This window comes from Pandoraea horticolens, assembly GCF_902459555.1.
Lineage (GTDB): Bacteria > Pseudomonadota > Gammaproteobacteria > Burkholderiales > Burkholderiaceae > Pandoraea > Pandoraea horticolens.
Window position 1 is genome coordinate 51,739 of record NZ_CABPSM010000013.1, and the last position, 13,172, is coordinate 64,910.

Below are 13,172 nucleotides of genomic sequence, written 5' to 3' on the forward strand. Positions count from 1 at the left end.
TATAGCATCGCGAACAAGCATAGACACCTGTGTTTCACTACGACCGTCGGCGCACACTCGGCTCGTCGACGACATGCTTCACCGACACCCGCTAGTCCCAGACCTAGCCGCCGGCGCGACCATCGCTCCGATAGCTCATACCGTCACGGATTGTTCATGCAAATGCCATATAGTCATGCGTCCCCCCTTCGATCTGAACGCGAGCTATGGACGCAATCGCCACGAACGCCGACAAACCCTATGCCGTCCGCTCGGCCGCTTCCGTTCATCGCATTCTCGTTGTTGAAGACGAAGCCAAGGTCGCCCACGAACTTGTTTCCGCACTTGGGGAGCACGGATTCACGGTCGAACTTGCACGTGCCGGCGGAGAGGGGTTGCAACGCCTGCTGCACGGCCAGTACGATTGCGTGGTTCTCGATCGTCTACTGCCTGAGATAGACGGCATGTCGATCCTCGCTACGGCCCGCAACGTCGGTATCAAGACACCTGTCCTGGTGCTCTCCGCACTGGGCGCCGCCGATGAACGTGTGCGCGGCCTGCGTAACGGCGCCGACGACTACCTCACAAAACCCTTCAGCTTCGACGAGTTGACGGCTCGTATCGATGTGCTGCTCCGTCGGCACAGCGATACGGACACCGGCGCCAGCCTGCGTGTGGGTGACCTGCATCTCGATCGAGACAACGGCACCGTGACGCGCGCAGGCGTGCCCGTCTCATTGAAGCCTCGCGAGATGCGCCTGCTCGAGTATCTGATGCGCAACGCCAATCAGGTCGTCACGCGTGCATTGTTGTTCGAGTCTGTATGGAAATATCAGCACGACGTGCAGACCAACGTCATCGATGTCCATATCGCCCGCTTGCGCAAGAAGATTTCACTCGATGGCGCATGCTCGGCCATGATCGACACCGTTCGCGGCACCGGCTACGTCCTCCATGCCGACGACTGAACGCAGCTTTTTGCGCAGTCTGTGGGGCGCAGGCCCCATCTTCGCGATCTTCATCGTGTCGGTCGTCTCGCTGTTCGCGGTGGTCTACTGGCTCACGATGGGCTACCTGACGGATCTTGTCGATGCACGCCTGCAGCGCGAAAGCACCCAGCTTATCCGGCGCACGGCTGCCGACGCACGGACCAATATCTCGGAACGCAGCCGTCGCGAGGCCGCCAATGTGCGCCCCTACGGCCTGTTCACCGCCAGCGGTCAGCGACTGGCCGGGAATGTCGATGTGCTGCCAAAAGATGTACCCGACTGGCAAGCCTATCGATACACGAAGACCGTCGTCGACAAGGAGGGCCAGGCGTGGGCACGCCCCTATCGCGCCATGATCGCCACTATGCCCGACGCCAACCGGGTAATCGTCGGGCAGGCCGTCGACGATATCGACCGCTTTGATCACATGCTGGTGCGCGTCGCCATCGGCGGCCTGCTCGCGACGATTCTGCTGGGCGCCCTGTGTGGATATGCATTGCATCGCGCCGCAAACCAGCGCGTTCGTCAGTTGCGGGAGTCCTGTCAGGACATCATTTCCAGTCACTTTACGCGCCGTCTTCCGACGCGTGGCCGTCGCGACGACATCGACCTGCTGGTGGGCTTCGTCAACACGATGCTCGACGACATCGAGCGCCTCGTATCGGAACTACGCGGCGTGTGCGCTTGGATTGCCCACGATCTGCGAACACCGATGACGAGCCTTCGCGCAGGGCTGGAGCGCGTGCGCCGTGGCGCGACCTCCGTCGGTGACTACGATACGGCAGTCGAGCGTGCCCTGGAGCAGACCGACCACGTGCTCGATCGCTTCTCGGCCCTGCTTCGCATCGCTGAAATCGACGCTCACGCTCGCCGCGAAAACTTCCGTCTGGTCGACCTCGCCCGCATTGTCGAAGATGTCGTTGATCTCTATGAGCCGCTCGCCGAAGCGCGCGCGGTGACATTGACCGTGCAAACGCAGCGCAGCGCTCCCGTGCTTGGCGACAGCGATCTTATCTTCGGCGCGATTCAGAACCTGCTCGACAACGCGTTGAAATTCACCCCGTCGGGTGGCGCCGTGCACTTGCGTGTGATGGCGACGTCGCAACAGGCCATGGTGGAGGTGTGTGACACCGGTCCGGGCATTGCCAGCATCGAGCGTGACGCCGTGCTGCGGCCATTCTATCGCGGCGCAGGCGTGAGCGGCATGCCAACGCCGGGCCACGGATTAGGGCTGAGCGTCGTCGCGGCGACGGCCCGCATTCATAGCGCAGTAATGCGAATCGACGACGCCCAGCCCGGCTGCCGCGTCGCGTTGCGTTTCGCGGCTGCACCGGCCGCCCACTCAACATCCGACGCTTTGCCCGCAGCACCCGCGCCTCCGTGCGAGCCCCACTCGACCGGCACCGCCAGCGCCTGACCTGCTTATCGCAACGGCGGCAGACCCAATGCTTCGCGCGTCTCGCGCGTCGCCTTGACGAGATCGTCCCGAAACGACGGATTGGCGAGCATGGCAGAGGCAATCACGGTGCCGCTTATCTTGCCAGCCTCGACATCGCTCACATAGTGCACACCGCCCAACGCCCGGCCCTGTGCGTAGGCTTCGGCGCGGGAGAAAATTTCCGTTCGCTTCTCCGGAACCATCTCGGCGAGCACCACGGCAGTCAGATAGGCGAACGTCGCGTGTCCGCTCGGGTAGCTCGGTGAAGTGCCCTCGGTGACGATGCCAGGGTGCACCTCGGTGCTGACGTTGTACGGACGCGGACGCTTCCAGTAATCCTTCGCCACCTTGAGCGGTGCTGCGCCCGCCTTCGCCAGACGAGTGAAGAACATCTCAGTGAACGGCAGCCGGTCCGCGCGGAAACCCGCACCGACAACATCTGCAAAGCGGAACACGCTCTTGCGCGTGTCGCCGTCGGCAAGCGCCAGTTGCGCAGCAGTGCGTGAGCGTTGCAGCACGAGCACCTGACGCATATCGTCTGCCTGAGCGATGCTGCCGGGCGCGGGGGGTGGCGCGACAAGCGCGGTCAGATCCGGAGCCGTCGCGGCCAGATAGCCGACGTTAGCAACATCGACCCCGGTTGTAGCATTTACCTCAGGTGCCACAGGTGTCGTTGCGCCCACATGCACCGCGTGCAGCGCGCAAAGGAGCAGTGTTGCGGATGCGAAGGCGTGTCTATTGCGCGTTAAGACAGAAAGCATTGGTTCATTCCTTCGAGGATCGAATTGTCGGGTCAGTCATCTCGATCAACGTAGTGAGGTCGATCGGTTCATGAACGCAAGGAGGCTACGAGCCGTCCGTGACTCGGCAAAGGCGCAAACCTTTCCATCCGGAAAGGTTCACAAAGTGCCGCAAGTGCTGCCGCACGCGGTCTGTCTCGCTGGGAGGCCCGCAGTTGTCGCCTCTCCACCGATTTCAAAATGCTTGGCGATAAGGTGGCCAACTCCGGCGTTCATGTTGGCAAGCTTTGCTTCATCTGTACATCACGGGCATCCCCTACAGTTCGCCTCGCTGACCACCGGCGAGTACGCCGGTCCATTCAACCGAGCCCCCAGCGCCGACGAAGCACGATCCCCATGATGCCGACGATTTTTCGCGTTACCCCGACCTTAGCGCTCGCTTGCGCCATGCTGGTTCCGGTGGCGGCGTATGCCGACCAACCCACCCGCCTCGCGCCGGCTGAGCGTGTCCTGCTGATCAGCATCGACGGCATGCACGACCAGGATCTGGCGCGCTATGTGGCGTCGCATCCAGGGTCTGCACTGGCCTCCCTCGCCCGTCACGGCGTGACGTACCGAAATGCACTGACGCCCGTGCCGTCCGACTCGTTCCCGGGGATGGTCGCGCTCGTAAGCGGCGCCAGCCCCGCCACGTCCGGGGTGTACTACGACGACAGCTTCGACCGTAAGCTCGTACCGGCCGGCGAATCCTGCACGACGGCTCGCAGCCCCGGCGCCGAAGTCGTCTACGACGATTCGATCGATCGCGATCCGAAACGCATCGACGGCGGCGGCGCGATCGAAGCCACCCGTTTGCCGCGCGACCCCGCTCGCCACTGTGCACCGGTCTATCCGCATGACTATATGCGTACGAACACCGTATTCGAAGTCGTGCGCACCGCCGGTGGTCGCACCGCCTGGGCAGACAAACATCTCGCCTACGACTTCGTGCACGGCCCAAGCGGACAAGGGGTCGACGATCTCTATACACCGGAGATCGCCGCCGTCGGCGAGAAACTCGCCGCCTTCCCGGCCTATGACAACTTGAAGGTCGACGCGTTGCTCAAGCAGATCGAGGGCCGCGACAGCCGTGGCAGCGGGTCGCCGGGCGTACCGCGTTTGTTCGGCATGAATTTTCAGCAGTTGAGCGTGGCGCAGAAGTCGGGCGACGGCTATCGCGATGCGCATGCCATGCCGGGAGATGCCATCGGCAAGGCACTCGACCAGATCGACGGCTCGCTGCAACGCCTGCTCAGCGCGCTGGCCGCACGTCATCTCGAGACCTCCACGCTTGTCGTGATTGCCGCGAAGCACGGTCAATCGCCGATCACGCCCGGACAACTTCGTCGAATCGACGGCAAGCACGTGCTCGACGTCATCGCGCAAAGCGCCCCGAATGCCCTGTCCAAAGCCACGCTCGACGACGTCGGCTTGCTGTGGCTCAAACAGCCTCGCGCGACGCAGACCATCGTCAAGGCGCTGCGAGCCAATGCCAAAACGCTGGGCATCGAACATGTGTATGCAGGCGAAGACATGCCGGAGGGCTGGGGACGCGTCGGTCGGGACAGCCGTGTGCCGGATATCGCCATCGAGACGACGTACGGCGTCATTTACACGCACGGCACGAAGGTCGCCGAGCACGGCGGTTTTCATGACGACGACCGTCACGTCGCGCTGCTGATCTCCCGTCCGGACATTGCAGCACAGGAAGTCGATGCGCCGGTCTCGACGCGTCAGGTCGCCCCGACGCTGCTTCAGGCGCTGGCGCTCAAGCCAGGCGCTCTCGACGCCGTGCGCCGCGAAGGCACCACCCCGCTGCCCGGTATTGTTTTCCGCACAACTGCCGACTGAGGTGCCGTCGCGTCCCAACACCGGCTTATCACGACTCAGCACGACTTAACACGATGTATCAGGGCCGCCGGCCATCTTTGGCCGGCACAACTTCCAAAGAGAACGCACCCAAGCCATGAAACTTCAGACGTTGCGTAACCCGCGTCACGCGCATCCTGCTCGTCCCGCCCGTCTTGCCTTCGCCCTTAGCGCGCCGCACCTGACGCTCACCGCCATCGCGCTAGCGGTGCTGGCAAGCACCGCTCATGCCCAGAGCACCGCGCCAATCACCGACATTGGCGATGTCTCCGCCTCCGATGTCGGTGCCCCCGTCAACGTCACCGCCACCCAGTCGCGTAAGGCACCGACAGAAGCCGCCGCGAAAGCGCTCACGCAAGCGCCACTCGAAGCGACTTCGCCGCAAACGCAGATCAGTAGTGACTACATCGCCAATCAGATCAACCCGCAGGCCGACTACGGCACTATTCTGCGCATCGCGCCGAGCTACAGCAGCTCGTCGCCGAACGGCCTCGGCCTGTCGGAGGCGAAGAACCAGACGCTGCGCGGGTTTCCGGACGGGCAGTTCAACGTGACGTACGACGGCATTCCGTTTGGCGACACCAACGACTTCTCGCACCACACGACCTCGTATTTCCCGGCGGCGACCATCGGTGGCGTCACCATCGATCGCAGCCCGGGCAACGCCACGACACTCGGTTACGCAACCTTTGGCGGCTCGGTCAACCTGTTCTCGCCCACACTCAGCCCCACGCGCAAGATCGAGTACTCGCAAACCGTCGGCTCGCACGCAACGTGGCAGGAAAACCTTGGCGTGACGACGGGCATCATGCCCGGCCTGCTCGACTCGAACATCTTCCTGAACATCCAGCGCACCGACTCGAACGGCGCGTTGAGCAACAGCGCCGTAGGCAATACGAACATCTTCCTCAAAGGCGTAACGCCGATCGGCAGCAGCACGCTCGTGACGTGGGTCTACGCGTACGACAAGATTCACTTCAATAACCCGGGCGGCGCCACGCTCAACCAAGTGGCTCAGAACGGTTACAACTACGGCCTGAACGGCGACCCGAAGAGCCCGAACTACTGGGGCTACAACTATCAGGACAAGAACACCGAGTTCGCCTACCTCGACGTCAAACACGACTTCGACAGCGGGTGGAGCCTGAACAACAAGCTCTACACGTACTACTACTACAACCTGAGCCACGAACTGAACGGCGACAACACGTCATCGCCACTCTCGGCATTGAGCGCTGCCAAGCCCTTCTCGGCGGGGCAATCAGGTTCCGACATTGCCGGTGCGTTGAAGCTCAACGAGTACCGAACGTACGGGGACACGCTGAGTGCGACACACACCGGCACCTATGGCACATTCACGGGTGGCTTCTGGGTCGAACACACGCGTAATCCGCGCAATCGCTTCGCGTACGACGCCACGACCGGCCAGTCGATCAAACAGAACGCCACCTACGGCAACACCTACTACGACATGATCGACGAGGTGAACACCGCTCAGGCGTTCTCGCAGTACGCATGGAAAGCAACAGATGCACTGACCGTCACACCGGGTATCCGCTACCAGCACTTCGAGCGCTCGTTGTCGGCCAGCGTGTTGCAGAACAACCTGCCCGGGACGTCGGCTAGCAAATCGTGGAACAGCGTGCTGCCGAGCCTGGATGTCAACTATCGCTTCACGTCGCTGTGGTCGGGCTATGCGCAGGTCTCGCGCGGCGCGCTCGGGCCGAACCTGAACACGTTGTACTCCGCCAATCCGGCGGGCAACAACTACGTCAATCCTCAGACGTCGATGGCGTACCAGATCGGCACGGTATTCAAGGCAGATCGCTTTACGTTCAATGCCGATGCCTACCTGATCGAGTTCAGCAACTACATCACGAAGAGTGGTTCGGGGGCAAACGCCAGCTACTTCAACGCCGGCGGCGTGCGCTACACCGGTGTTGAAGCCGAAGGCAACGTGTTGCTCGGCAGCGGCTTCTCGTTCTACGCGAACGGATCGCTTAACAACGCCACGTACACGCAGAACGGCACGGGCTCGCAGATTTGGAAGTCGGGTCAGCGAATTTCGTTTGTCCCGCAGTACACGGCCGCCATCGCACTCAATTTCGATCAGGGGCCGTGGCACGCGGGCATCAACACCAAGTTCGTCGGCTCGATGTACCAAGGCAGCAACGGAGCGGCTGACGGCTCGATCTACAAGGTCGGACCGTATAACGTCACGAGCATGATGATCGCGCGCGACTTCACCAACCTCAGCTCGGTACTCAAGAAGGTTCGCGTGTCGTTCGGCGTCGACAACCTGTTTGACACGCACCGCATTACCGACAACCTCGGACCTGCCGCGACCGATACCAGCAAGGGGACCGACGCGAACCAGTTCCTCTACTACTTCGTGCCGGGCCGCAGCTTCTACGTCAACCTGCGCGCCGAGATCTGATCGGCTCCCCAATCACCGGCCGCATGATCATGCGGCCGGCGTTCATTTCTGCGGAAGGGAAATTTTCATGAATCTGACTCAATTCAATCAACTGGCGATGTCCTCGGGCGGCACGCTCTATCTCATGGCGCTGCTAGCGTTCGTCGGCATCACTGTGATCGTGGATCGCGGTTTGCGCCTGCGCCGGACGTTCCGCCGCGGCCAGCGCATTGTCGAGGCGGTAAGCGCACTACCCGTCGTCGACGTGCACGACGCCGACGAATTGCGCGCCGCTGCCGCGGGCTTGCCGCACGGCCATCTGCTCGACACATACGCGCACAATCTCAAACGCTCGCACGACGGCGATATGGAATCCGCCATCGATGAAGCGATCTACCTGGAGGTGCCGGGCATCGATCGCGGCCTGTGGGTGCTCGACACGGTCATCACCGTTGCGCCACTGCTAGGCTTGTTTGGCACGATCATCGGCATGTTCCACGCGTTCGACGTGCTCGGCGCGTCCGGCGGCGATCCCACGCGTGTGACCTCGGGGGTGGCAGAAGCGCTGATCGCGACCGCATGCGGTCTGGCCATCGCCATGAGTCATCTGTGGTTCTTCAATGGCATGCAGGACACCGTGCGTCAGACGGTCCATCAAATGGATACGCTCAAGCGTCTATTGCTCAACCGGCATTACGTCGCAAAACAGGCCCAAGAGCCGACGGGCGTGGTGCTGCGTCACGAACGTGCTTCGGCGTGAGAGTCTGCGATGCGATATTTCGAAACAAAAAAAACCCGCATCGAAGTCGTGCCGATGATCGACATCATGTTCTTCCTGCTGGTGTTCTTCATCATGATCACGCTCAAGATGATGCCGTCGATGGGTATGTCGGCCAAGCTGCCGGGAAGCTCGACCGCGCAAGACCTGCCGCACCCCAAAGTGCTCGTTGCGTTGCACGCCGATGGTAGCGTCGAAGCCGATCACCAACCAGTCACGCTTGACGCCCTGACCGCCAGCCTGCGTGCGCACGACCCTGAGCATACGGTGGTCACCATCGCCAGTGAAAAGACCGCCAACGTCCAACAGTTGACCCGTTTGATGGATGCATGCCGAACGGCGGGTGTGACGCAGATCGGGATTGCGACGAAAGAGGCCTCATGATGACGATCGATGTGGCCAACCCCCTCCCCTCACGCAATGCAACGTCCCCGATGACGCCGCACACCGGGCGCTGGCCCTGGCGGGCCATGGCGGCAGCGTTAGCGGTGGAGGCGATCCTGTTGGGGTTGACGACAGGATGGCTCGCCAGTGGCACGCCAACGCCGCAAACGGTTAGCACCGACGCCCCGGTGATGTTGTCGATGCTCGTGCCTGAACCGGAAGCGACGCCCACGCCGGCCGCCAAACCCGCCGAGCCTGCCAAGTTGCCCTCACCGTCCATCAAGCGCGAAGTCGTAGCGAAACCGGACACGTCGCACGTCCGCAAGCCGGCACAGGTGCCTCGCGCGACGGTAAATGCCGAAGCGCCACTGATCGAGACGGTGAGCGGTGCGGACGCCCCGCCGGCACCGTCCGCAGCCCCCGCAACTTTGCCCGCCGCACCGCCAGTAGCCGCCAGTTCCGGCCCCGACGAGCGGTTCGTTGCCAAGTTGCGCGCCGCCGTGCAGGCGGCCGTCGTCTATCCGATGGCGTTACGGGGTATGGGGCTGGCGGCCAGCATAGACGTCGAGTTCGTCTATATGGATGGGAGGGTTTCGAACGTACACGTCGCCCGTCCTGGGCATGTGGCAACACTCGATGAAGCCGCCATTGCCGCAGTGCAACGGGCCGCGATGCCCTCTGCGCCTCCGAGTCTGGCAGGGACGCCACATGCATTCAAAGTGCGCGTGATATTTAGAGAAACGTAAAATGTGGAGCGTGAGCTCACGCAATGTATGTTCGCTGTGACATACATATCCGACGCCGTGCCCGGCTGTGTGAACGCCGAATAAGTGCTAGCGCCCTGAAATCGGCCCAAATGTCTTACCGACAACGTCTACAGCGAAGTCGACGACCGCGCGAATCATTTGGGAACGCCTTAGGTCAGGATGCACGACCAGCCAGATTTCGCGCCGAAACGGCTCACCATCGAATGGTAGCGGTTGCAACGAAGGATCATTCTCACCGATAAACACCGGCAGGCCGGCAACACCGATGCCCGTGCGTGCTGCCGCGTGCTGCATGGTGATGTCGCTCACTTCGCAGACAATGCGGCGACCTTGAGCGATCGATTGAAGCCACTTTTGATGCGGCATTTCAGCATATTGCGCTTCATATCCGATAAATGCCCATTCGTTCGGCTTCGATGCCGATGCATATTCCCGGCTTGCATATAGCGCAAAGGCCATTTCGCCGAGTTTGCGCGTTACGTTTTGAGGCTCCTCGGGGCGGAACAAGCGTATCGCGATGTCCGCCTCGCGACGCCCCAGCGACACGCTTTGTGCTTGACTGGCAATCGCCAACCGAATGCCCGGGTGCAATTGCACGAACAGATGCAGGTGCTTTGCGAAGAGATTATTTGCGAGGACAGGCGGCACGCTGATCACCACAGTGCCCTGCATGGGGGCCTGTTCCGCCTGCGCGAGCCGTTCGATGGAGAACGAGTTCTCCTCTATCTTCTCGGCGACTTCGAGAACCTGCTGGCCTGCGGCGGTGAGCCGGCAGGCGCGTGGCATCCGGTCGACAAGGCGCATGTTCAGTTCAGCTTCGAGCGCGCTCAAGCGCCGGCTGGCGGTTGCATGATCGACCTTCAGCCGGCGCGCGGCCGCCGAGATGCTGCCCGATTGTGCGATAGCGATAAAAAAGCGCAGGTTTTCCCAGTCGAACATCGGTGCGTTTTCTCCAGTTAGCCGTGCGAGTTTACGGAATATTCGCACAGAAGGAGGTTCCTTACACTGCAACCTTCCGTATTCGAAGGATCACCCATGCACACCCCATCGAGGCTCCGTCCTCACTTGGTCCAGATTGCGACATGCCTTGGCTTCGTCGTCGTACTGATTGACGTCAGCGTCGTCAATGTCGCGCTTGACGCATTGCGGGCCGTCTTTCGCGCGAACGTCACGGGCCTGCAATGGGTCGTCAACGCGTATGCGCTCGTCTTCGCGTCATCGCTGTTGATGGCAGGCGCACTTGGCGACCGGCTCGGCACCAAGCGCGTATTCATGACTGGCTACGCGATTTTCACGCTCGCGTCGATTGGCTGCGGCCTCGCGCAGTCCTTGGAGGCCTTGTTAGCATGGCGTCTCGTCCAGGGCATAGGCGCATCGCTGCTGGTGCCGAACTCACTGGCTATCCTGAGGCTAGCGTTCCATGACCCAGCCGCGCGCGGCCGGGCGATCGGTTGGTGGGGGGCCGGTGGCGGTATCGCGCTGGCCGCCGGCCCGGTGATCGGCGGGTTGCTCGTCACCACGCTCGGGTGGCGCAGCATCTTCCTGGTGAACGTGCCTGTCGGCATCGTCGGCATCTGGATGACGTGGCGCTTCGCGCCCGGCACCGATGCGCAACGCGACCGCAATCTGGACGTTCCTGGACAACTGGCTGGTGCGCTAACGCTGGCCGCGTTCACGTACGCGCTGACCGAAGCCAGCGCCCTTGGTTGGCAGAGCCCAGTCATTCTCGGCGCGCTCGCACTGAGCATTGCGTCAGGCCTCGCGTTCGTGCGGTTCGAAGCGCGCAACCCCGTCGCGATGCTGCCGCCCGCATTGTGGCGGAACCGGACGATTCTGAGCACGACCGCCATCGGCGTAATCCTGAACCTCGCCTTCTACGGTGTCGTCTTCGCGTTGAGCCTGCTCTTTCAGACGATCTGGCATATGGCGCCGGTACGGACAGGCGTGGCATTCCTGCCGATGATGGGCATCCTGATGGTCATGAATATCGTCGCGGGACGACTGGCCAGCCGAATCAGCGCGCGTGCACTGGCTACGGCCGGCATGCTCATCTCGGCTGTCGGGTATCTGGCGATGATACCGGCGCTCGCCGCGCAGTCTCCCTGGGTGCTCGCATTGCCGATGTTGCTAGCAGGCAGCGGCGTAGCTCTCACGATTCCGACTATCACCCACGCGATGCTTGCGGCGGTAAACAGTGCACAGTCGGGCATCGCGTCCGGCTTGCTGAACGCGGCGCGCCAGATCGGAGGGGTGATGGGCGTCGCACTGTTTGGCTTCTTTGTACGTCACACGGAGACGGCGCTGTTCATCCGCGGCGTCGAGCAGGCACTAGTGACTTCCGCCCTGCTGTTGCTTGTAGGGGCCGCGATAGCCTTACGAAACCTGAATACGGCGAGGCAGACCGCTCGGCCGAGTGTGGCCGTTGGCAGCCTCGAAGCGGACATTTGAATGGAATGGAGTGGTAGCAAGCCGCAGGCTGATGTTAGCCGGAAGCGGCCTTGCGCTACTGGCCGTTCCCGCCCCGAAGCGGTTGCTCATCCCTTTATCGCGATTCGGTGGGTAACCTGGAATAAAGCAGAAAATCTCCAGGTGTTCCACGGACCATCCGGTAAGAGCGCAGCAGCCCTTCGCGTTGGAAGTGACAACGCCGGAGAACGCTCTCTGAACGCGAGTTTGTTCTCAGAACCGTTGCTTGCACGCGAACGAAGCCATACGTAAAGAAAGACCATCGCGTAACAGCGTCGCATACCGCACTCGCAATTCCTCTTCCCCAATGCGATGGGGCAAGGTCATAGGCGATTTCGGCAGTCCTGTTGGCGCTTGAGACAGTATGAAACCCGATCGTACCGACCAATTGCAGGCTTTGACTGTCAACAATGGCGAGGCGCCGCACTGAATCTGCAGACGTTGAATCGAACGCATCGAACATGGGTAGCAGATCCTCGCTCGATTCCAGATTCCAGCTGGTGTGCTCAAATACCTCAGGCAACGCGAGATACGCGTACCAATCACTTGCGTCTGATCGTTCAAGTTGTCTTAGGGAAACGTCGGGATGCTCAGAGTTTGGTGCCACATTGATTCGCATAGATTCACCTTTCGCGGCAATAAACGGCTGTTCCTGCTATCACTGGCCCAGCTCCATCACCGACATCCCAATGATCCGCGCGGAAGACTAGCGATCGACAGCGGCGCAACTGTCCGTCTCGGACGCAAAGTGCCATCAAGATTGCCAGACAAGCTGCGCGTCGACTGATGATTCCTTGACAGGCCGAAAGCCGAGTTTCTCGTATAGACGGCGCGCCCGATTGCCGTGAACAACGCTTAGGGATATGCTCGCGCCCTCGGCCCGGGCTTCCTCCAATATTCCTCGCAAGACGGCCTCCCCAAGGCCTCTTCCTTGCCGATCGGGCAGTAATTGAATTTGCCACAAATGCCACATCCCGTGGGTGCGAGTCAACTTCAGCAACCCTACAGGTGCGCTTCCCTGGCAAATGATCTTTGCATCTTCGAAATTCGCATTGATCCGCTGACAGTGGGCTTCGTCGTCAGTTGCCAGACCAACCCTTAATAGGTGCTCGGTCATCGTCAACTTCCGCAACGTCAGCAGAAACGGCAAATCCGAATTCAGGGCTGCTCGCAAAGAGACTTGTTCCTGCATAGAGTACCGTGGTGGTGGACGAGATAAAGCCATTATCCGGCATTCTTCGGGTTCGACGCCCCCCCTTCTGGCCGGTTCGCGTCTTTCACGAGCGGCCGAAGACGACCCAAACCGG

The 13,172-nt window shown here is 61.5% G+C and carries 12 protein-coding genes; 8 read left to right on the forward strand and 4 right to left on the reverse strand.

Annotation, left to right across the window (positions count from 1 at the left end; all coding sequences use genetic code 11):
• Positions 1 to 206 precede the first annotated feature (206 nt).
• Complete coding sequence (locus tag PHO31112_RS19575) at positions 207 to 947, forward strand: response regulator transcription factor (RefSeq protein WP_150622202.1); 741 nt, start codon at positions 207 to 209, stop codon at positions 945 to 947.
• Positions 934 to 2,385, forward strand: a complete 1,452-nt coding sequence (locus PHO31112_RS19580) for a sensor histidine kinase (protein ID WP_150622204.1) — start codon at positions 934 to 936, stop codon at positions 2,383 to 2,385. Before PHO31112_RS19575 ends, PHO31112_RS19580 begins: the two co-directional genes overlap by 14 nt.
• Positions 2,386 to 2,390: 5 nt before the next feature.
• Here PHO31112_RS19580 and PHO31112_RS19585 read toward each other — a convergent pair whose 3' ends face one another.
• Entirely contained in the window at positions 2,391 to 3,167 is a 777-nt protein-coding gene (locus PHO31112_RS19585; RefSeq protein WP_150622206.1) for an acid phosphatase, read from the reverse strand.
• A gap of 375 nt (positions 3,168 to 3,542) precedes the next feature.
• Between PHO31112_RS19585 and PHO31112_RS19590 the strand changes: the two genes are divergently transcribed.
• The 5 genes from PHO31112_RS19590 to PHO31112_RS19610 all read left to right on the forward strand — a co-directional run bounded on the left by PHO31112_RS19590 (position 3,543) and on the right by PHO31112_RS19610 (position 9,378).
• On the forward strand, positions 3,543 to 5,036 hold the full coding sequence (locus tag PHO31112_RS19590; RefSeq protein ID WP_174995794.1) for an alkaline phosphatase family protein: 1,494 nt from the start codon (positions 3,543 to 3,545) through the stop codon (positions 5,034 to 5,036).
• Positions 5,037 to 5,151: 115 nt separating this feature from the next.
• Entirely contained in the window at positions 5,152 to 7,491 is a 2,340-nt protein-coding gene (locus tag PHO31112_RS19595) for a TonB-dependent receptor (RefSeq protein ID WP_150622209.1), read from the forward strand.
• 67 nt (positions 7,492 to 7,558) lie between these two features.
• Positions 7,559 to 8,230 (forward strand): MotA/TolQ/ExbB proton channel family protein, encoded by a 672-nt coding sequence (locus PHO31112_RS19600; RefSeq protein ID WP_150622211.1) that lies wholly within the window; start codon positions 7,559 to 7,561, stop codon positions 8,228 to 8,230.
• Positions 8,231 to 8,239: 9 nt separating this feature from the next.
• Positions 8,240 to 8,632 carry an ExbD/TolR family protein gene (locus tag PHO31112_RS19605; RefSeq protein ID WP_150622214.1) on the forward strand — a complete coding sequence of 131 codons (393 nt, stop codon included), beginning with the start codon at positions 8,240 to 8,242 and terminating at the stop codon, positions 8,630 to 8,632.
• The gene (locus tag PHO31112_RS19610) at positions 8,629 to 9,378 is read left to right on the forward strand and encodes a TonB family protein (protein WP_174995795.1); all 750 of its coding nucleotides are present in this window, start codon (positions 8,629 to 8,631) and stop codon (positions 9,376 to 9,378) included. The genes PHO31112_RS19605 and PHO31112_RS19610 overlap by 4 nt, the downstream gene beginning before the upstream one ends.
• Before the next feature lie 87 nt (positions 9,379 to 9,465).
• Here PHO31112_RS19610 and PHO31112_RS19615 read toward each other — a convergent pair whose 3' ends face one another.
• Positions 9,466 to 10,338 (reverse strand): LysR family transcriptional regulator, encoded by an 873-nt coding sequence (locus PHO31112_RS19615; RefSeq protein WP_150622218.1) that lies wholly within the window; start codon positions 10,336 to 10,338, stop codon positions 9,466 to 9,468.
• 96 nt (positions 10,339 to 10,434) lie between these two features.
• Between PHO31112_RS19615 and PHO31112_RS19620 the strand changes: the two genes are divergently transcribed.
• The gene (locus PHO31112_RS19620; RefSeq protein WP_150622220.1) at positions 10,435 to 11,847 is read left to right on the forward strand and encodes an MFS transporter; all 1,413 of its coding nucleotides are present in this window, start codon (positions 10,435 to 10,437) and stop codon (positions 11,845 to 11,847) included.
• Between the two features lie 94 nt (positions 11,848 to 11,941).
• Here the strand turns inward: PHO31112_RS19620 and PHO31112_RS19625 are convergent, their stop codons facing one another.
• Positions 11,942 to 12,484 (reverse strand): GNAT family N-acetyltransferase, encoded by a 543-nt coding sequence (locus PHO31112_RS19625; RefSeq protein WP_150622221.1) that lies wholly within the window; start codon positions 12,482 to 12,484, stop codon positions 11,942 to 11,944.
• A gap of 135 nt (positions 12,485 to 12,619) precedes the next feature.
• Positions 12,620 to 13,057, reverse strand: a complete 438-nt coding sequence (locus PHO31112_RS19630) for a GNAT family N-acetyltransferase (RefSeq protein WP_150622223.1) — start codon at positions 13,055 to 13,057, stop codon at positions 12,620 to 12,622.
• Between the last annotated feature and the right edge of the window lie 115 nt (positions 13,058 to 13,172).